19 protein-coding genes are annotated in these 19,114 nt (G+C 71.3%); 9 read left to right on the forward strand and 10 right to left on the reverse strand.

Features of this window, described 5'->3' with window-relative positions; genetic code table 11:
* Positions 1–129 precede the first annotated feature (129 nt).
* The gene (gene thpR / locus ACIPWY_RS17115) at positions 130–711 is read right to left on the reverse strand and encodes an RNA 2',3'-cyclic phosphodiesterase (protein WP_401533692.1); all 582 of its coding nucleotides are present in this window, start codon (positions 709–711) and stop codon (positions 130–132) included.
* Between the two features lie 17 nt (positions 712–728).
* On the opposite strand from thpR, the gene ACIPWY_RS17120 reads away from it, so the two are divergent.
* A complete protein-coding gene (locus ACIPWY_RS17120) occupies positions 729–959 on the forward strand; it encodes a hypothetical protein (protein WP_401533694.1) in 231 nt (76 codons plus the stop codon).
* A gap of 17 nt (positions 960–976) precedes the next feature.
* Here ACIPWY_RS17120 and ACIPWY_RS17125 read toward each other — a convergent pair whose 3' ends face one another.
* Together ACIPWY_RS17125 and ACIPWY_RS17130 are read right to left on the reverse strand one after the other, a co-directional pair.
* On the reverse strand, positions 977–2,320 hold the full coding sequence (locus tag ACIPWY_RS17125; RefSeq protein WP_362898059.1) for an MFS transporter: 1,344 nt from the start codon (positions 2,318–2,320) through the stop codon (positions 977–979).
* Between the two features lie 58 nt (positions 2,321–2,378).
* Positions 2,379–2,816, reverse strand: a complete 438-nt coding sequence (locus ACIPWY_RS17130; RefSeq protein WP_100595753.1) for a MarR family winged helix-turn-helix transcriptional regulator — start codon at positions 2,814–2,816, stop codon at positions 2,379–2,381.
* 154 nt (positions 2,817–2,970) lie between these two features.
* Between ACIPWY_RS17130 and ACIPWY_RS17135 the strand changes: the two genes are divergently transcribed.
* Complete coding sequence (locus tag ACIPWY_RS17135) at positions 2,971–3,153, forward strand: ribbon-helix-helix protein, CopG family (RefSeq protein ID WP_362898061.1); 183 nt, start codon at positions 2,971–2,973, stop codon at positions 3,151–3,153.
* Positions 3,154–3,179: 26 nt separating this feature from the next.
* On the opposite strand, the gene ACIPWY_RS17140 is transcribed toward ACIPWY_RS17135, so the two are convergent.
* Positions 3,180–4,628 (reverse strand): NCS2 family permease, encoded by a 1,449-nt coding sequence (locus ACIPWY_RS17140; protein ID WP_401533697.1) that lies wholly within the window; start codon positions 4,626–4,628, stop codon positions 3,180–3,182.
* A gap of 192 nt (positions 4,629–4,820) precedes the next feature.
* Here ACIPWY_RS17140 and ACIPWY_RS17145 point away from each other — a divergent pair, with 192 nt between their 5' ends.
* Positions 4,821–5,087, forward strand: a complete 267-nt coding sequence (locus ACIPWY_RS17145) for a DUF2530 domain-containing protein (protein WP_362898065.1) — start codon at positions 4,821–4,823, stop codon at positions 5,085–5,087.
* Positions 5,088–5,197: 110 nt separating this feature from the next.
* Positions 5,198–7,597: a cation-translocating P-type ATPase gene (locus ACIPWY_RS17150; RefSeq protein WP_362898067.1), complete on the forward strand. Its 2,400-nt coding sequence runs from the start codon at positions 5,198–5,200 to the stop codon at positions 7,595–7,597.
* A 36-nt stretch (positions 7,598–7,633) separates the two neighbouring features.
* On the opposite strand, the gene ACIPWY_RS17155 is transcribed toward ACIPWY_RS17150, so the two are convergent.
* The 4 genes from ACIPWY_RS17155 to ACIPWY_RS17170 all read right to left on the reverse strand — a co-directional run bounded on the left by ACIPWY_RS17155 (position 7,634) and on the right by ACIPWY_RS17170 (position 13,603).
* The gene (locus ACIPWY_RS17155; RefSeq protein ID WP_351986546.1) at positions 7,634–8,497 is read right to left on the reverse strand and encodes a DUF5707 domain-containing protein; all 864 of its coding nucleotides are present in this window, start codon (positions 8,495–8,497) and stop codon (positions 7,634–7,636) included.
* 164 nt (positions 8,498–8,661) lie between these two features.
* Complete coding sequence (locus tag ACIPWY_RS17160) at positions 8,662–11,814, reverse strand: sacsin N-terminal ATP-binding-like domain-containing protein (protein WP_401533849.1); 3,153 nt, start codon at positions 11,812–11,814, stop codon at positions 8,662–8,664.
* 97 nt (positions 11,815–11,911) lie between these two features.
* Entirely contained in the window at positions 11,912–12,583 is a 672-nt protein-coding gene (locus ACIPWY_RS17165) for a hypothetical protein (protein WP_401533700.1), read from the reverse strand.
* A 96-nt stretch (positions 12,584–12,679) separates the two neighbouring features.
* On the reverse strand, positions 12,680–13,603 hold the full coding sequence (locus ACIPWY_RS17170) for a DUF3027 domain-containing protein (protein ID WP_383881869.1): 924 nt from the start codon (positions 13,601–13,603) through the stop codon (positions 12,680–12,682).
* A 335-nt stretch (positions 13,604–13,938) separates the two neighbouring features.
* On the opposite strand from ACIPWY_RS17170, the gene ACIPWY_RS17175 reads away from it, so the two are divergent.
* From ACIPWY_RS17175 to ACIPWY_RS17190, 4 genes are all read left to right on the forward strand, one after another.
* Entirely contained in the window at positions 13,939–15,336 is a 1,398-nt protein-coding gene (locus ACIPWY_RS17175; protein WP_362898074.1) for an MFS transporter, read from the forward strand.
* A 111-nt stretch (positions 15,337–15,447) separates the two neighbouring features.
* Complete coding sequence (locus ACIPWY_RS17180) at positions 15,448–15,924, forward strand: DUF2771 domain-containing protein (RefSeq protein ID WP_362898076.1); 477 nt, start codon at positions 15,448–15,450, stop codon at positions 15,922–15,924.
* On the forward strand, positions 15,894–16,601 hold the full coding sequence (locus ACIPWY_RS17185) for a futalosine hydrolase (protein ID WP_362898078.1): 708 nt from the start codon (positions 15,894–15,896) through the stop codon (positions 16,599–16,601). Before ACIPWY_RS17180 ends, ACIPWY_RS17185 begins: the two co-directional genes overlap by 31 nt.
* Entirely contained in the window at positions 16,598–17,455 is an 858-nt protein-coding gene (locus tag ACIPWY_RS17190; RefSeq protein ID WP_389539902.1) for a 1,4-dihydroxy-6-naphthoate synthase, read from the forward strand. Before ACIPWY_RS17185 ends, ACIPWY_RS17190 begins: the two co-directional genes overlap by 4 nt.
* Before the next feature lie 167 nt (positions 17,456–17,622).
* Here the strand turns inward: ACIPWY_RS17190 and ACIPWY_RS17195 are convergent, their stop codons facing one another.
* Positions 17,623–18,006, reverse strand: a complete 384-nt coding sequence (locus ACIPWY_RS17195; protein ID WP_362898082.1) for a cold-shock protein — start codon at positions 18,004–18,006, stop codon at positions 17,623–17,625.
* A 187-nt stretch (positions 18,007–18,193) separates the two neighbouring features.
* On the opposite strand from ACIPWY_RS17195, the gene ACIPWY_RS17200 reads away from it, so the two are divergent.
* A complete protein-coding gene (locus ACIPWY_RS17200) occupies positions 18,194–18,442 on the forward strand; it encodes a hypothetical protein (RefSeq protein WP_116512380.1) in 249 nt (82 codons plus the stop codon).
* On the opposite strand, the gene ACIPWY_RS17205 is transcribed toward ACIPWY_RS17200, so the two are convergent.
* Positions 18,421–19,077, reverse strand: coding sequence for an HAD family hydrolase (locus ACIPWY_RS17205; RefSeq protein WP_393701385.1), 657 nt, complete (start codon positions 19,075–19,077; stop codon positions 18,421–18,423). The two genes, ACIPWY_RS17200 and ACIPWY_RS17205, sit on opposite strands and share 22 nt — an antisense overlap.
* Positions 19,078–19,114: the final 37 nt, after the last annotated feature.

The following is a 19,114-nucleotide window of genomic DNA, read 5'->3' on the forward strand; positions in this document are numbered from 1 at the left end:
CGTACGGGTACGGCGCCGCGCGGCCGCGGTCACTTGCCGACCGCGGCCGCCACGGCGACGACGGCGAACATCAGTACCAGCACAACGGCCATGATCCGGTTACGGCTCTTCGGGTCCACGCCTTCGAGACTAACCGGTGCCCGAAAGCGGCCAGCCGCCGACCTTCTCGTAGCGGGGCTGCTCGCCCCGTACCCCGGACGTCGGCAGCCGGCTGCGGACGAGCGCCAGCTCACCGACCGTCCACTGCTCGCCGGTGAACGTGTCGAGCGCGGCCGCGTACGGCTTGAGGTGGACGGCGCCGGAGCCGCGGGCCAGCGTGAGGTGGGGCCGGTAGTGGGTGTGCTCCTTGCGGTGCTCCTCCGCCGGCAGGCCGGCCTTGCGGGCCGCGGCCCCGGCCCGCTCGGCGAGGCGCCGCAGCGCCGCCACGTCACCGGACGCGCCGGCCCACAGGGCCCGGTCCCCGAAGTGGCCGCCGCCGTGCAGGGCGAGCGGGAAGGGCGCGGTGCGTCCCGCCGCCCGCGCCAGGCGGCGGGACAGCTCGGGCACGGTCTCGTCGGGCACCTCGCCGTAGAAGGCGAGCGTGAAGTGCCAGCCGGGGCGGCCGGTCCATCTCAGGCCCTCGGCCCCCTCGGTGTCCATCAACTGGTCGACGGCGGGCCCCAGTTCGGCCACCGCCTCGTCGGGCGGAAGCACTGCTGCGAAGAGTCTCACCGGGCTAGTGTCCCCGCATGGAGATCAGAAAGGGCAGCACGGCGGACATCCCCGCGATAGTCGGCCTGTTCGACGGGGCCATGGAGTGGCTGGTGTCACAGGGGCGCACGGGGCAGTGGGGCGAGCAGCCGTGGTCGCGGCGTCCGCGGGCCGTGGCGATGGTCGAGGAGTACGTGGCCAAGGGCCAGCCGTGGATCGCGGAGACCGACGGCGTCTGGCCGGGCCAGGTCCTGGCCCGGCGCGTCTGACGGTCAGGCCTCTCGGCTCACGCCGCCGTGGCCAGCTGGTCGCGCGGTACGAACTGCACGTGCTGCTGTCCGCGGCGCAGGTCGAGCTTGAGCCGCAGGTTCGCGGCGCGGGCCAGCATCAGTGCGACGCCGACCGCGGCCACGGCGCAGATGAGGCCGCCGAGAGCGAAGCTGACCCGGACCCCGTACTGATCGGCGAGCCAGCCGAACAGGGGCCCGCCGAGCGGCGTACCGCCCGTGAACACCATCATGAACAGGGACATGACGCGGCCCCGCATCTCGGGGTCGGTGGACATCTGGACGGACGAGTTCGCGGTCACGTTGACCGTGAGGCCGAGGATGCCGAGGAGCACGATCAGCGGCGCGAAGACCCAGACGTCGGGCGCGAACGCGACCAGGACCTCCAGGACACCGAAGCCGATGGCGGCTCCCGCGAGGACGCGTAGCCGGGTGGAGCGGCGCCGGGCGGCGAGCAGCGCACCGGCCAGCGAGCCGAGGGCCATGAGGGTGTTGAAGACGCCGTACATACCGACCCCGCCGTGGAAGACGTCGTCGGCGTAGGCGCTCAGCCAGATCGGGAAGTTGAAGCCGAAGGTGCCGACGAAGCCGACGAGGACGATCGGCCAGATCAGCTCGGGGTGCTTGGAGACGTAGTCGAGGCCGTCGCGGAGCTGGCCCTTGCCGCGCGAGGCGCGCGGGGTGTGGTGCAGTTCGCGGGTGCGCATCAGGCAGAGGCTGGTGAGCGGGGCGAGGAAGGACAGGCCGTTGGCGAGGAACGCCCAGCCCGGACCGACGGCAGCAGTGAGTCCACTCGCTACCGCGGGACCGATCAGGCGTGCCGACTGGAAGTTCGCCGAGTTCAGGCTGACCGCGTTGCGGACCTGGTCGGGGCCGACCATCTCGGACACGAAGGACTGGCGGGTCGGGTTGTCGACGACGGTGACGAGGCCGGTGAAGAAGGCCGCGAGGTAGACGTGCCAGACCTGGACGTTCCCGGTGAGGGTGAGCGCGGCGAGGAAGAGCCCGGACAGGCTCATGGCGCCCTGGGTGACGAACAGGAGGTTCCGCTTGGCGAAACGGTCGGCTATGACGCCGCCGTAGAGGCCGAACAGGAGCATCGGCAGGAACTGCATGGCGGTGGTGATACCGACGGCCGCCGAGGAGCCGGTGATGCTGAGCACCAGCCAGTCCTGGGTGATGCGGGCCATCCAGGTGCCGGTGTTGGATACGACGGCCCCGGTCGCGAAGAGCCGGTAGTTACGGATCTTCAGCGAGCTGAACATCGAACTCTTGCGGGGGCGGTCGGTCGTGTCGAGGGCGGTTGGTGCGGGGGCGGAGTCTGCTCCGGATCCCGTACTCAATGCGGGTTCGCCTCCTTGGCGGCCGTGAACGGCGGGTCGGTGTGCGCCCCGTGGGGCTTTACAGGTGGGCGAGCTTCTCCAGGACGGGGGCGGCGGCGCGGATCTTGGCCCACTCGTCCTCGTCCAGGTTCTCCACGAGCGAGGCCAGCCAGGCGTTGCGCTTGCGGCGGCTCTCTTCGAGCATGGCCTCGGCCTGCTCGGTGGAGGTGACGACTTTCTGGCGCCGGTCCTCGGGATGCGGCTCCAGCCGGACGAGCCCCTTGGCTTCGAGCAGCGCGACGATGCGGGTCATCGACGGCGGCTGCACGTGCTCCTTGCGGGCGAGTTCGCCCGGAGTCGCGCTGCCGCAGCGGGCGAGGGTGCCGAGCACCGACATTTCGGTGGGGCTCAGCGACTCGTCGACCCGCTGGTGCTTGAGTCGGCGCGACAGGCGCATCACCGCTGAGCGCAGTGCGTTCACTGCGGCTGCGTCGTCGCCATGGGAGAGGTCCGGCATGTCCTTAGCTTAAGTCATTACCCTCTCTAAAGACCACTCGGATTCCCGTGACTCCGCCCACTGAATCCTCCGAACCACCCTCCATCACCCATATGAGTGACGTGGCCACGAAAAGTGACACGCGGGCCGACAGCGGCCCGCGACCCTGTTGCGCATGGGATCGACAGTGCTCAGCCTGCGGATAGACGGTGAGCTGCTCGACCGGCTCAAGACCCACGCCGCCAAAAGAGGAATGAGCGTCCAGGACTATGTGGTCCGGACGCTCATTCGAGACGACTTCGACGAACGGTTCGCGACGGCCGTCGAGGAGACAGAGAAGTTCTACGGGGCGGCGTGAGCGCCGCCGGGTGACCGACCCGGCAGCTACTTCGTGAGACCCAGCGCCGGCATCAGGTAGTAGAAGGCGAAGACCGCCGAGACGATGTACATCGGGACCGGCACCGAACGGGCGCGGCCCGCCGCGACCCGCAGCAGCGTGAAGCTGATGAAGCCCATTCCGATGCCGTTGGTGATCGAGTACGTGAACGGCATCATCAGCATCGTCACGAACGCCGGGATGGCGATCGTGTAGTCGCTCCAGTCGATGGCCCCGATCGAACCCGACAGGATCAGGAAACCCACCGCGAGCAGCGCGGGCGTGGCCGCCTGGGACGGGACCATCGTGGCGACCGGCGTGAGGAACAGCGCGAGAGCGAAGAGACCGCCGGTGATCACGTTGGCGAAACCGGTGCGCGCGCCCTCGCCGACACCGGCGGTGGACTCCACGAAGCAGGTGGTGGCCGACGAGGACGAGGCGCCGCCCGCGGCGACGGCGATGCCGTCGATGAAGAGGACCTTGTTCATGCCGGGCATCTGACCGCTCTTGTCCGTCAGATGGGCCTCGTCGCTCACGCCCATGATCGTGCCCATCGCGTCGAAGAAGCACGACAGCAGCACGGTGAAGACGAAGAGGATGCCGGTCAGCATGCCGACCTTGCTGAAGCCGCCGAACAGGCTGACCTGGCCGACCAGCCCGAAGTCCGGCATCTCGACCGGGTTGCCGGGCCACTGGGGCGTCGTCAGGCCCCAGCTCGGGACGTCGGCGACCGCGTCGATGACCACCGCGACGAGCGTCATGACGACGATGGAGATCAGGATGGCGCCCGGCACCTTGCGCACGATCAAGGCGAGGGTGAGCAGCACGCCGAGCACGAAGACGAGGACCGGCCAGCCGTTGAGGTGACCGTCGGCGCCCAGCTGGATCGGGACGGTGGTGTGCGCGGCGTCCGGGATGCGGGAGACGAAGCCCGAGTCGACCAGGCCGATCAGCATGATGAACAGGCCGATACCGATCGCGATGCCCTTGCGCAGGCCGAGCGGCACGGCGTTCATGACGCGCTCGCGCAGGCCGGTCGCCACCAGGAACATCACGACGAAGCCCGCGAGGACGACCATGCCCATCGCGTCGGGCCACGACATGCGGGGCGCGAGCTGGAGGGCGACGACGGTGTTCACGCCGAGGCCGGCGGCGAGCGCGATCGGGACGTTGCCGATGACGCCCATGAGCAGGGTCGTGAAGGCGGCGGTGAGCGCGGTCGCGGTGACCAGCTGGCCGTTGTCGAGCTGGTGCCCGTACATGTCCTTCGCGCTGCCGAGAATGATCGGGTTCAGCACGATGATGTAGGCCATCGCGAAGAAGGTGGCGAAGCCGCCGCGGATCTCGCGACTGACGGTCGAACCCCGCTCGGAGATCTTGAAGTAGCGGTCGAGGCCGCTCGTCGGGGCCGACGGCGGCTCGGTGAGATCGACCGGGGCGGGGGCCGGGCTGGGCATGGATGACCTCTGGATCGGTGTAGCTGGTGGGGGTGCCATTTGGCGTTTTCTACGAACAGAAGTGGCCAGACTCAGGCCGTTTCAGTATGAACATATGAGCAAGAAATGGCTATCTCCGCGCGTAGACCCTTGACCCATACGGGTTCCGGGGCGACTGAAGACGCCGTTTCGTGCTCCTCGTAAGCTGTGCCCATGGAGAAGTGGACCCCCAAGCACGAGGCACCCGAGCCCCTCGAAGGGCCCGTGGTCGCCACCATCACGGGCGGCACGATCCTCTGGTTCGTCCTCTTCCTGGTGCAGCTGCCGTTCTACGGCTGGTTCGACGACCACGGCCACCTCTGGTGGGTGTGGACCTGCCTGGCCGGCGCCGGGCTCGGACTCATCGGCATCTGGTACGTACGGGGGCGCGACGCGGCGATCAAGCGCGCGGCGGCCGAGGCGGGCACGGCACCCGAGTAGTCACCGGGCGGGGCTCGCATACCGCCACGGGACCACCCCTCTCCTCCCCGGGTCGGATCTTTGGCGCACCCGAGGGGTGAAGCCGCAAATCCGCCCGTACTGTCGTTTGCATGACGCACATCGACGCGGGCTCCGAGCTGGACCCGGTCCACCCGGTGCCGGTCCCCCAGCGGGCCAGGGGGCTCACCACCGGTGAGGTGGCCGAACGCGTCGCGCGGGGCGAGGTCAACGACATACCGGTCCGCAGCTCCCGCTCGGCCACCGAGATCATCCGCGCGAACGTCTTCACGCGGTTCAACGCGATCATCGGCATCCTGTGGCTGATCATGCTGTTCGTCGCGCCGTTCCAGGACAGCCTCTTCGGCTACGTCATCCTCGCCAACACCGGCATCGGCATCATCCAGGAGCTGCGCGCCAAGAAGACCCTCGACTCGCTCGCCGTCATCGGCGAGGCGAGACCGACGGTCCGGCGCGACGGGCAGGCCACCGAGATCTCCACCTCCGAAATCGTCCTCGGCGACCTCATCGAGATCGGCCCCGGAGACAAGATCGTCGTGGACGGTGTGTGCGCCGAGGCCGACAGCCTGGAGATCGACGAGTCCCTGCTCACCGGCGAGGCCGACCCCGTCGTCAAGAAACACGGCGACCAGGTCATGTCCGGCAGCTTCGTCGTCGCCGGCGGCGGCGCGTTCACCGCGACGAAGGTCGGCCGCGAGGCCTACGCGGCGCAGCTCGCCGAGGAGGCAAGCCGCTTCACACTCGTCCAGTCCGAGCTGCGCACCGGCATCTCCACCATCCTCAAGTACGTCACCTGGATGATGGTCCCGACCGCGATCGGCCTCGTCATCAGCCAGCTCGTGGTGAAGGAGAACGACTTCAAGGACTCCGTCGCGCGGACCGTCGGCGGCATCGTGCCGATGGTCCCCGAGGGGCTCGTCCTGCTCACCTCCGTCGCCTTCGCGATCGGCGTGATCCGCCTCGGCCGTAAGCAGTGCCTCGTCCAGGAACTGCCCGCCATCGAGGGCCTCGCCCGCGTCGACACCGTCTGCCTCGACAAGACGGGCACCCTCACCGAGGGCGGCATGGACGTCACCGAACTGCGCCCGCTCGGCGGCGCCGACGAGGGCTACCTGCGCAAGGTCCTCGGAGCGCTCGGCGAGTCGGATCCGCGGCCCAACGCCTCGCTCCAGGCGATCATCGACGCCTATCCCGACAGCGAGGAGTGGCGCTGCACCGAGTCGCTGCCCTTCTCCTCCGCCCGCAAGTACAGCGGCGCCGCGTTCAGCGAGGGCGACGGCACGAGCAGCGCGTGGCTCCTCGGCGCGCCCGACGTGCTCCTGCCGGCCGGGCACCCGGTGCTCGCCGAGACCGAGGAGCTCAACCACCAGGGCCTGCGTGTCCTGCTGCTCGCCCGCGCCCGTGCCGACCTCGACGACCCGGCGCTCAAGGAGGGCGCCGAGGCCGCCGCCCTGATCGCCATGGAGCAGCGGCTGCGGCCCGACGCGGCGGACACCCTGCGGTACTTCGCCGACCAGGGCGTCCAGGCGAAGGTCATCTCCGGCGACAACGCGGTGTCGGTGGGCGCCGTCGCCGGGAAGCTGGGCCTCGCGGGCGCGCAGGACACCGTCGACGCCCGCACGCTCCCCGCCGACCAGCCCGGGATGGCGAAGGCACTCGACGAGAACACGGTGTTCGGCCGCGTCACCCCGCAGCAGAAGCGCGACATGGTCGGCGCGCTCCAGTCGAACGGGCACACGGTCGCGATGACGGGCGACGGCGTGAACGACGTACTCGCCCTCAAGGACGCCGACATCGGCGTCTCGATGGGCTCGGGTTCGGAGGCGACGCGGGCCGTCGCGCAGATCGTGCTCCTCAACAACAGCTTCTCCACGCTGCCGTCGGTGGTGGCCGAGGGCCGCCGCGTGATCGGGAACATCACGCGCGTCGCGTCCCTGTTCCTGGTCAAGACGGTCTACTCGGTGCTGCTCGCCGTCCTCGTGGTCTGCTTCCAGATCGAGTACCCGTTCCTGCCCCGGCACCTGACGCTGCTGTCGACCCTGACGATCGGCATCCCCGCGTTCTTCCTGGCCCTCGCGCCCAACAAGGAGCGGGCCAAACCGCAGTTCGTGAAGCGCGTGATGCGGTACGCGATCCCGGGCGGCGTCGTCGCGGGGACCGCCACCTTCGTGACGTACATGCTCGCCCGGCACTACTACACGGGCTCCGGCGCGCTCGACGCCGAGACGAGTTCGGCGACGCTGACGCTGTTCCTCGTCTCGATGTGGGTGCTCGCCATCATCGCGCGGCCCTACACCTGGTGGCGGGTGTGCCTGGTGGCCGCGATGGGCGCGGGATTCCTGCTCGTCCTCGTCGTGCCGTGGCTCCAGGACTTCTTCGCGCTGAAGCTGGTGGGCGCGTCGATGCCGTGGACGGCGGTCGGCGTCGCGGCGGTGGCGGCGGTCGCCCTGGAATTCGCATGGCGCTGGGTCGACCGCCGCTTTCCCGTGTGAGGGGCCCCGCGTGTGTGAGGGGCCCCGTCTGACGGACTACTGCACGTCGACGAAGTCGCTCGTCGAGTTCACGGCCGGGGTGGTGGACGTACCGGCGAAGCTGTAGCGCCAGTAGCCGTCCGAGGCCGCCGTCACGGTGGTCTTCAGGCCGCCGGTCGAGGAGGACGTCACCGTCTTGACGGTGGAGTAGGTGCTGGCGCCCTTCTTCTTGAACTGGAGCTTCACCGGCTGCTTGGTGTAGCCCATGTACTTGCTGGTGTCCCAGTTGGCGCGGGTGAGCGAGCCGGTGACCGTGATGGTCTTGCCCTTCTTCACCGGCTCGGGGGCGGCATTGGTGGTGAGCTTCGAGTAGCGCTTCACGCTGCGCTTGCCGTAGTAGTCGTTCCAGTAGATGCTGCCGTCGCCCGCGAGCGCCCCGGCCGTCACGTGCCAGCTACCGGCAAGGGAGTTGGCGAGGTCACCCCGCGGGTCGACCGTGATGGTCAGCTTGCAGGTGGAGGTGGTGGCGCTGGCGGCGGTGCAGGTGGCGGCGTCTTCGTTCGGCGGCAGGTAGCCGTCGACGTGGTCGACGTCGGAGCCGTGCCACAGGTCGATGTACGCGTCCTGGATGCCGGAGGCGTGGCTGGCGGTCAGGGAGACCGTGAACGTCTTCAGGTTCGTGGTGCCGAGCACCACGTCCTGGCCGCTGTTGACCGTGACGTTGGAGACGACCGGCTCGGTCTCCGCGGCGAAGGCGGACATGTGCTCGGCCGGAGCCTCGGCGGCGAAGCGCTGGGCGGCGCCCGGCTTGTTCAGGTCGGAAGCCGTACCGGTGCCGGCATGCGCGGCCGGGACGGCGAACGCGGTGAGAGCCAGGGCGCCGGAGATGGTCGCGGCGGCCGCAGTGGCACGTATGCGCATGTGTTCCCCAAGGTGGAGAAGGGGTCCCGCGGTGCGAATGCCGTCACGCGGGATCCAAGTGATCTAGGAGTCTGTTGACTCGGAAGATCAGACATGCGACGGGCGGGGCTGGTTGTACGCCGCGTGAACATTTTGTGATTGGTTTACGCAGCTCCGCCCGCCCCTCAGTCGAACCAGCGGTCCCGCGCCAGCTCCGCCGTCCGCGACGGGTCCTCGAGCAGCGCCGCGACCTCGAAGCGGCGCGGCCACTGGCCCGCCGCCCACGCCAGGCCCGCCGCCACGCCCTCCAGCGTCGAAGCGTGGACCGTGCCGTCGGACGTGCGCCGCCAGTCGACCTCCACCCCGGCGACGAGCAGCTCCTCGTGCTCGACGTACGTCTGCGGGGTCGCGGACCCGAGCAGGGTCCGTACGGACTCCGGCACCGGATGCTCGGCGCCCTCCTGCGTGACCTCGGCGTCCACGGTCGCGCTCAGCCGCCGCACCTGGAACAGCTCCGCCAGGTCCGCGGCCCGCCCCGGGCTCACCGGCAGCAGCGCGAGACCTCCGGCGAGGGGCAGCAGATCGGGCGCGTCCGCGACGACGGCGTCGGCCGCGTCCACGACCCGGACCTCACCGTCCACCACGGCCCGCAGCTCGTCGGGCAGGGTCACCTGCTCCGGGTCGAGATCGGCCAGCGCCCCGTACAGGGCGTGGAGTTGGGCCGCGCCGACCTCGCGGTCCGGGTCGGCGAGCCGGTCGAGGAGCTCGGCCGCGCCGCCCGGCTCGTCGAGGAGCGCGGCGACCGACGTGCGGACGCCGAGCGCGCGCAGCACCTGTTCGTCCTCGAAGCCGGTCGCGTCCGCCGGGTCGTAGAGCCCGGCGAGCAGCGGGTCTCCGCCCGCCGCGCGCAGACCGGCCGGGCGGCGGCCGTCGAGGACGGGGTGGTCGCGCAGCCACCACGCCGTGTACGGGCGGACGATCTCGTGCGTGCCGTCGGGCAGCAGGACCCGTACGGGCTGGGTGAGGGCGTCGCGCAGCGGCGGGCGGGAGAGGAGGGCGAGGGCCTGGGGCCAGCGGTCGTCGTCGACGAGGTCCAGGTCGCGTACGGCGACGAGTTCGGTGGCGACGGGCGGCACGGGAGTGTCGGGCAGCCGGTCGAGCACGTCCTCGCACCACACGTCGACCGCGTCGAGCAGGCCCGCGTCGTCCGGCTCCGCGAAGTCGCCCTCGCGCGGGTCGAGTTCGTCCGGATCGAGGACCACGTCGGTGGCACGGACCAGGGCGAACCCGGCGAGGACACCGCACGCGGCGAGCGGCTGCTCGCCCCACCGCTCGGCGAGGTCACCGTCCACCATGCCCAGCTCGCCCTCGCGCACGACCTGCGCGAACGGGCTGCCGGGCAGGGCCAGTTCACCGGCGGGCACGAGCTCGCCCTCGTCGTCGGGCAGCGCGAGCGCACCCAGCCACGGCTCGTCCCCGGGCTCCAGATTCGCGTCCCGTACGAGGGTGAGGACCAGCTCGGCCAGTTCGTCCACGCCGACCGGGCCGTCGTCGTCGAGGGACCAGGCGTCGTCGTCGAGGGAACCGGCGACGGCCGCCCGCACCTGAGGTGTCGTCAGGACGGCGCGGGGCGTCGCGGGCAGCGCGCCCAGCTTTTCGAGCAGGGGGTGCGCGGCGTCCACATGGGCGACCTTGAGGCCGAGCCGGGCGAGCGTCTCGCCGGGTGTCGCGTCCGGCATGGGCAGCAGCACCTGCCGCGGCCCGATCGTCGTACGCCCGCCGGTCAGCGGCACCGGAAGCCCGGTGAGCCGGTCCGGGTCGACGCCCGCGAGGCTGTCGTACAGGCGCCGCCACCAGCCCGGCTCCTTCTCCAGACCGGCGAGCCGGTCGACGGCCTCGGTCAGCGGGACCCGGGCGACCTCCAGGGTCCGCAGCTCGACACGGCGCTCCAGGCCGGCGGGCAGCAGGCTCGGCATGACCTCGGCCAGGACCTGCACGGTCTCGGCGCCGGCGCCCTCGACGACCTCGGCCTCACGCGGCCGCAGCGTCTCGGGCAGTCCGTCGGCGTCGTCCTTCGTGCGCGCCAGCGCGGGCGGCAGGAACGCGGTGCGCGGCAGCCGGGCCAGGATCGCGCCGCGCAGGCTGCCGTCCAGCTCGCCCCGGCCGAGGGGGCCCGGCACGAGGCCGAGGATGGCGGGGCTCACCGGGCGCCATCCGGCGAGGAGTTCGGCGTACGCGTCGCCGGCGCGCTCCACCAGGAAGTCGGTGAGCGGCCCGGGGGCGGCGTGCCGCCTGGTCGTGTCGAGAGGGAAGGAGGCGATGAGGAGCGCGGGCACGCCGAGCGGCTCGTCGCTGGGGGTGGGCGCGTGCAGCACGGGCGCGCTGCGGGGCGGCTCGGGAGCGCCGTCCGCGTCCACCGGCACGGCCCAGGTCACGGACCAGTGCGGGCGCAGCCGCTCTTCGAGGGGCCGGTCGGCGAGGAGGGCGGCTTCGAGCGGGCCGTTGCGGGTGAGGACACGCCAGCGGGTCGTGACGCTCTCGCGCCCGCCCGTCGCGGCGTCCACGCGCTCGTCGTCCATTGCCACGTACGGCCCGTCGGCCCTGCGGCGCAGCGTGCGCGTACCGGACGCGGTCTCCACGTGAACCTCGTCGAGACCGGGCAGGGCAAGCAGCAGCGTGTCGTCGATGGCGTCGATCAGCCGCCCCGCGAGCGCTTCGGCGGCGGCGTCGCGCAGCGGCAGGATCACGACAGTCTCGTACGGCTCCGGAGCGGAGCCCTCCGCGGCGAACGGGAGCCTGAGCAACGGGACATGGCCGTCCCGGCGGCGCAGCTCGTCGCCGAGACCCGGACTGTGCCGCGCCGTGTCGGCGGCGAGGCCGCGCGCCTCGGCGAGCGACCAGCGCACCCCGCCCGTGCGGCCGACGACCGCGGGCTCGTCGGTCACGGCGAGGACGGCCGCGAACCCGACACCGAACCGGCCCACCGCGCCGTCGCCCTGCTCACGCTTGGCGGAGGCCCGCAGTGTGGACAGCGACTCGACACCGGCGGCGTCCAGCGGCGCACCGGTGTTCGCGGCGACGAGCACACCGTCGCGCAGGGTCAGGGAGAAGCGACCACCTGCGGTGCCGCCTGCGCGGGCGGCGGCGTCGGCGGCGTTCTGGGCGAGTTCGACGACGAGACGGTCGCGGTAGCCGCCGAGGGCGAGGTCCTCCTCGGCGTTGGCGTCCTCACGGAAGCGGGCCGGGCTGCCGGCCCAGGCGTCGAGGACCCCACGCCGCAGACGGGCCGTCCCGAACGGGTCCATCCCCTCGGCTGCCGGGCGCACGATCTTGCTCACGCTCACGGTGTGGTCTCCCTCTGCCGTTCACCCAGGCCAACCCTGGCGACGCAGACGCTACCGCGCGATGGCCTGCGGCCCGCAATGAGCGGGCTGGTCAGGCAGTGCGGGCGAGTTTGTCGAGCTGGGCGCGCAGGACAGTGTCGGCGGATGCGATGAACCGGGCTCCGCCCGCCTGCGAATCCAGCCGCGACACGAACACCACCACCGAACCAGCCCGCACCACTACGAAGCGGAACATGATCCGGGCCATTACGGTGGCCGGGCTGTCCGCCGCCAGCTCGACGGTGAACGCCACGGACTCGTCCCCGAAGCGCGCGTGGAGCCGAGTCACCTCATCGGTGTCTCCCTCCTCGTCGCGGTACGTGCGGCAGTGGGCCAGGGTGGCGCGCAGGCCCTTCATGACCGCACGGGCATCGTCGTACCGGTGCGCGAGGAGCGACACCTGCAGTGGGCCGGTGCTGTCGCCGGGCCAGACCAATTCAGTCGTCCGCACCTCGGCTCTCGGCACGGTGGTGTGGCCAATGGCGAGACGGAGGGGACCGCACCGCGACGAGGGGTCCACAGACAGCTTCCGGAACTCCTTCTGCGGGATCTGCATGACCTTGAACCGCGACGAGCCGTCGAGCGCGGCCTTCTCCAGGACGGCCCTGCTCAGCTGCTTCTTCGTGAAATCCTCACGCGGCGGAGCGGACGTCCCACCGTCGCACCCGGCCGCCAGACCGAGCGCCACGACCGCCGTCATGGCACGCAGAAACACCCGTCGCAAGGTCCCCACCCCACACCCCCCGAGCGCGCACACCGAGCGCCGCATGGGAACAGTAGATCCCGTGGGAACCCTGTGACCAGGCTTATGCCAGGCCGCTCACGAGTGCCCCAGATCCTCCGTGCCGTCCGGGGTCACCGGGACCGAGCCCGAGTCCGCCGCCGGGCGCAGGGGGAAGGGGTCCACGCGTGTCTCGTCGATCACGTGGGGAGCCGGCCGGGGAGGCTTCGGCATGACGGCCGCCTCGGAGTGCCCACCGCAGCCGTACGCGAGGGAGACGACACGTCCGTCCGCCGGAGAGAACTCATTGGCGCAGACGCCGAAGGCCTGGCCGAGCGAACCGCCGATCCGGGCGAGGAAACCGCAGGACACGCAGGTGGCGGGCGCCGCCTGGGCCATCTGCGTCTTCGCTCCGTACGCCTCGTCCCAGCGGTCGGCCGCGACGTGGAGGCCGTACCGGGACAGGACGCGGGCGCGCCGCATGCCGAGCTCATCGGCGACCGAGGCGATGGAGCCGCGCTCGGGCGCGATGGGCAGTTCCGCGGGCGGCCCCACGGTCAGTTCGGCGTCCTCCGCCTCGACGAGCTCCGCCATCTCCTCGGACACCGCGGAGTTCGGCGGCGGAACGTCCTCACCCGAATAGCCGGGCTCAAGGCGCAGATCCTCGGCATCGGTCGGGAGCAGGTCCCCGGGGCCCATGTCGCCGGGCCGCAGCCGCTCGCTCCACGGCACCCACTCCGGGGCGAGGAGCGCGTCCGGGCCGGGCAGCAGAACCGTCTCGTCCAGGGTGACGACCTTGGCGCGGGAGGCCCGCGCGACGGTCACGGCCCACCGCCAGCCGCGGTAGCCGAACTCCTTGCACTCGAAGAGATGCGTGACGACCCGGTCGCCCTCGACCACGACGTCGACGTGCTCGCCCACGACTCCTGGCGCGGCGGCCTCCTCGGCCGCGGTCCGCGCGAGGCCTACCGCCTCGGCGCACAGACGGTCAGGGGTGCGGCTTCGCGTTGTCGCTGCGCTCACAGGTATCGCTTCTCTCCTACGCCGTCTCACGAGTGCGCCACCCTTGCGCGGGGGTACGGACGGAGCGGACCAGGGGGCCGCGTCGACGTCCGCGCCCGAACGTCCTCGGGCGCACCTACGTCACCCATTCTGCGGGATGACTGAGAGGCGCGCGGCCGAGAACAGCTGCCGCAGGCGCGTAACGCACGCTACCTTCTCCCGGCCCGTGCGCCCACACCGACGTACAAGTAGCTGTGTCCTGCACCACGCAGCGGGGTGGTTCCGAGGGGCCGTACCGGCGACCCGCTCCGCCGATATCGGCACTAGTCGCCACCTTCCGGGGGCACTATGACTGGGTGACCTCCGCAAGGTCGTCGTCGCGCTCAGCAGGCGGATCGGGCCCGGTACACGGGGCGGTCCGCGGACTCGGGCGCGCCTTGCACCTGCCGTTCACCGGCACGGCGCGCGGGATTCGCAAAGCGACCCACGCGCACGGCGCGGGCGAGTCGGGTCTCGGAAAACTGATCGAACTGCACGCGGTGAACGGCGCCGGCGACGTCATGATCACCATCGCGCTCGCGTCCACGGTCTTCTTCTCGGTACCGACGGACGAGGCGCGCGGGCGCGTCGCCCTCTACCTCGCCATCACGATGGCACCCTTCGCCCTCCTCGCGCCCGTCGTCGGTCCGCTCCTGGACCGGCTGCCGCACGGGCGGCGCGCCGCGATGGCCGGTTCGATGCTGGCGCGGGCACTCCTCGCGATCGTCCTGTCGGGGGCGGTGGTCAGCGGCGGCGTACAGCTGTACCCGGCGGCGCTGGGCGTCCTGGTGGCGTCCAAGGCGTACGGCGTGGTCCGCAGCGCCGTCGTGCCACGCCTGCTGCCACCCCGCTTCTCCCTGGTCAAGGCCAACTCACGGGTGACGCTCGGCGGGCTCCTCGCCACCGGCGTGGCCGCGCCCATCGGCGCCGGGCTCCAGCTCCTCGGACCGCGCTGGCCCCTCTACGGCGCCTTCGTGATCTTCATGTCGGGGATGGTCCTGTCCTTCCAGCTGCCGCACAAGGTGGACTCCGCGAAGGGCGAGGGGAAGGCGCTCCTCGCCGCCGACGAACAGCATCTGCACGGCCCGCGCAAGCAGGCCACCAAACAGAAACGCCCCGGCCTGCGCACGGTCGGCCCCGCCGTGACGCACGCACTCTTCGTCAACGCCTCCCAGCGCTGCCTCTCCGGCTTCCTGATCTTCTTCCTGGCGTTCCTGCTGCGCGTACATCCCATGTCGGGGCAGAGCGCCGCCGTGTCACTCGGCATCGTCGGCGTCTCCGCGGGCGCGGGCAACGCGCTCGGCACAGCCGTCGGAGCCTGGCTCAAAGCACGGGCGCCCGAGATCATCATCGTGACGGTCGTGGCGGCGGTCCTTGCCGTGGCGATCACGGCGACGCTGTTCTTCACCGCGGCCCTCACCGCGTGCCTGGCGGCCGTCGCCGGATTCGCGCAGGCCCTCTCCAAGCTGTCCCTGGACGCCCTGATCCAGCGCGACGTACCCGAGCAGGTCCGCAACTCCGCGTTCGCCCGCTCCGAGACCCTTCTCCAGATGGCGTGGGTCCTCGGCGGCGCCATCGGCATCGCACTGCCGCTGAACGGAGCACTGGGCCTCGGCGTCGCCGCGGCGATCGTCGGAACGGGCTGGCTGACGACCGTACGAGGCCTGCTGGCCGCCGCGCGCCACGGCGGACAGGCACACAGCCGCGTGGCGTGAGGACGGCGAGGACCTCACGGAAGAGCCTCAGATCCGCCCCGGATGGCGTGAGCATGCGGCACGCCGCACCCGCATGGCGAGTGTGTGCGGGCCGCCAGATAGCCTGCCCGCATGACCTCCCTGCGTTTCACCGTGCGCAACCGCCGCACCGTGGCAGCCGCCGGCGCCGTCGCTGCCGGGCTGCTCGTCCTCTCGGCCTGCGACAAGCCGACGCCGCTGGCGACCATCACGGTCGGCCGCTCCACGGTGACGTCGGAAGCCGCCTGCTACAACGACGGCAAGACCCTGAACGCCAATGCGCTGAAGGACTGCCTCAAGAACAAGGACATCAAGTCCATCAAGGTCGACCCCGACGCGACGGTCCGCTTCGGCGTCGACCCGAAGATCGCGGACAAGGGCTGGACCCTGCTGATGAACGGTCAGCCGCTGACCGACGCCAGCAAGAAGACGTACCGCACCGTCCCGGGCAGCGTGTTCTTCAACCAGCAGTACGGCGCCACGGGCAGCTCCACGACGGTCTCCATCGTCGAGGGCAGCGGCTCGAGCGCGACCGGCCTGTGGTCGTTCAAGCTCAAGAAGGACGCCTGACGCAGCGCGGGCGGGTCCTGATCGCCACCGCCGTCCCCGCGGAGCGGGACGCGGTGGCCAGGGGCCTGTCCGAGGCGGGCGCCGCACCCCAGGCCGTCGATGTCGTCGCGGTGGGCGTCGGGCCCGCCGCCGCGGCGGCCGGTACCGCCACCGCCCTCACCACCGCCGCCCTGTCGGGGCGGCCGTACGGCCTGGTCGTCTCCGCCGGCATCGGCGGCGGATTCCAGCCGGACGCCCCCATCGGCTCGGTCGTCGTCGCCGACGCCCTCACCGCCGCCGACCTCGGCGCCGAAACCCCCGACGGCTTCCTGCCCGTCACCGAACTCGGCTTCGGCACCGTCACGCACCACCCGCCGCCCTCCCTCGTACGGGACGTCGCCGCGGCCACCGGCGCACTCACCGGCACCGTCCTGACCGTCTCCACCGTGACCGGCACGGCGGCCCGCGCAGCCGAGCTGCAAGGCCGCCACCCCGGTGCCGCCGCCGAGGCGATGGAAGGCTTCGGGGTCGCCGAGGCCGCCGCCGCACACGGCGTGCCCGTCCTGGAGATCCGCGCGGTCTCCAACGCCGTCGGCCCCCGCGACCGCGCGGCCTGGCGCATCGGCGACGCACTCGCGGCACTCACCGACGCGTTCGGGAAGTCCGCACCCGTACTGGAGAGTTGGAACCGCACATGACGCACCCCGAAGAACTCAGGATCGCCTTCTCGCCCTGCCCGAACGACACGTTCGTCTTCGACGCGTGGGCCCACGGCCGCATCCCCGGCGCACCCGCCCTCGACGTGACCTTCGCCGACATCGACATCACGAACGGCGTCGCCGAGCGCCGCTCCCCCGACTTCGACGTCCTGAAGGTGTCGTACGCCGTCCTGCCGTACGTCCTCGACGACTACGCGCTGCTGCCCTGCGGCGGCGCGCTCGGCCGGGGCTGCGGCCCGCTGGTGCTCACCCGCGAGCCCGGGGTCGACCTGACCGGAAAGACCGTCGCCGTCCCGAGCGAGAAGTCGACGGCGTACCTGCTGTTCCGCCTGTGGACCGCGGACGTCGTGCCCGGCGGGGTCGGCGAGGTCGTCGTGATGCCGTTCGACGAGATCATGCCCGCCGTGCGGGACGGCAAGGTCGACGCCGGACTCGTCATCCACGAGGCCCGCTTCACGTACCAGAACTACGGCCTGCACTCCCTCGCCGACATGGGCGAGCACTGGGAGAACACCACCGGGCTGCCCATCCCGCTCGGCGCGATCATCGCGAAGCGGAGCCTGGGCGAGGCCCGGCTGCGCCGGCTCGCCGACGCGGTACGCACCTCGGTGCGCATGGCCTGGGACGACTCGGAGGCCTCCCGCCCCTACGTCCAGGAACACGCCCAGGAGATGGACCCGGCCGTCGCGGACCAGCACATCGGCCTGTACGTCAACGAGTTCACGGCCGACCTGGGCGAGAGCGGCTACGCGGCGATCCGCGGCCTTCTGACCCGCGCGGCGGCCGAGGGCCTGGTCCCCGCACTTGGCCCGGACGCCCTGTCGTTCCCCTGAACACAGCGGCCGGACGGAGTCCGGCACAGCCGCTCGAAGCCCGCGAAGCAGCGCGAGGGCAGCGGAAAAGAAGGGGCCGCGGCGATCCGCGGCCTTCTGACCCGCGCGGCGGCCGAGGGCCTCGTACCGGCCCTCGGCCCCGACACGCTCGCGTTCCCGTAACGCGGTCAGACGTCGAGCTGGTCGGCGACCGCCCGGAGCAGGCCCGCGATCTTCGCGCCGGACGCCTTGTCCGGGTAGCGGCCCTTCTCCAGCATCGGCGTGATGTTCTCGAGGAGCGTCGTCAAGTCCTGGACGATCGAGGCCAGTTCGTCCGGCTTGCGGCGCTGCGCCGCGGCCACGGACGGGGTCGGATCGAGGATCGTCACGGAGAGCGCCTGGTCGCCGCGCTGTCCCGCGACGACGCCGAACTCGACACGCTGGCCCGGCTTGAGGACGTCCACGCCGGCCGGGAGTACGGAGGAATGCACGAAGACGTCACCGCCGTCATCGCGGGAGAGAAAGCCGAAGCCCTTCTCGCTGTTGAACCACTTGACCTTGCCGGTAGGCACGTGAAGTCCTCGTCCTCGTACTCGTCATGCCGCTTCGTGCGATGAAGAACGGCTCTGAAAACGGCTCTGGATAGCACTGCAGCGGGCCGCCCGGCCCGCCGGCACCAGGCTAATGGTCCAGGGGCCGGTGACAAGACGGCCCGAGGAACCCGGATAGTTCCCTCGCGCTGGGAACTACCCTGGTCGGGTGCGTGACAAAACCCAAGCGAATTCCGCCGGGCCCGGCGACGGTCTCGTCAAGGCCGGCGGGATCGTCTTCATCGTCGGAGCCGTGGCCACTCTGGCCACGATGGCCCCTCTGTTCCTCGGAACCGACCCGTTCCCGCCCGTCGCCTACGCGGTGTGCATGCTGATGGGTGTCGGCTTCCTGATCTCCGCGGCCGGAGTGCTGCGCGGGATCGCCGTGCAGCGCCGTCAGGCCCGCTCGGCGACGTAGGCCTCCAGCCAGGCGGGGAACTCCGTCAGATCCGCGAGCACCACGTCCGCGCCGGCCTCGCGCAGCTCGGCCGCGTCGCACGGCCCGGTGGTCACCGCCACGGACAGCGCGTCGGCGGCGCGGGCGCCGCGCACGTCGCCGGTGTGGTCACCGACGTACACGGACGCGGCGTGCTCGCGCAGCGCCGTCGCCTTGCCCTCGGCCCACAGGTTGCCGATGACCTCGTCGGCGGCGATGTCCAGGTGTTCGAGGTGGAGCTTCGCGTTGGGCTCGTACTTCGCCGTCACGACGATCGCCCTGCCGCCCGCCGCGTGCACCGCGGCGATGGCCTCGTGCACGCCCGGCATCGCGTATGTGCCGGTGATGGCGTGCGCCGGGTAGAGCTCCCGGTACAGGCCGGCCATCTGCGGGATCTGCTCCTCGGGGAACCAGTACGCGAGCTCCTGTTCCAGCGGCGGGCCGAGCCGGGTCACGATGAGGTCGGCGTCGAGCTGCGTGCCCGTACGGTCGGCGAGTTCCAGCCATGTGTCCCTGATCCCCGGCCGTGAGTCGATCAGCGTCATGTCGAGGTCGAAGCCGACCGTCGGTCCCGAAGCTGATCCGTTCGCGCTCTCGTATGCACCCATGAGAGCCATTGTGCCTGGGCGTACGATTGCCGCTTAGCTAAGCCTT

The sequence above is a fragment of the Streptomyces sp. NPDC090032 genome (assembly GCF_044748025.1).
GTDB lineage: Bacteria > Actinomycetota > Actinomycetes > Streptomycetales > Streptomycetaceae > Streptomyces.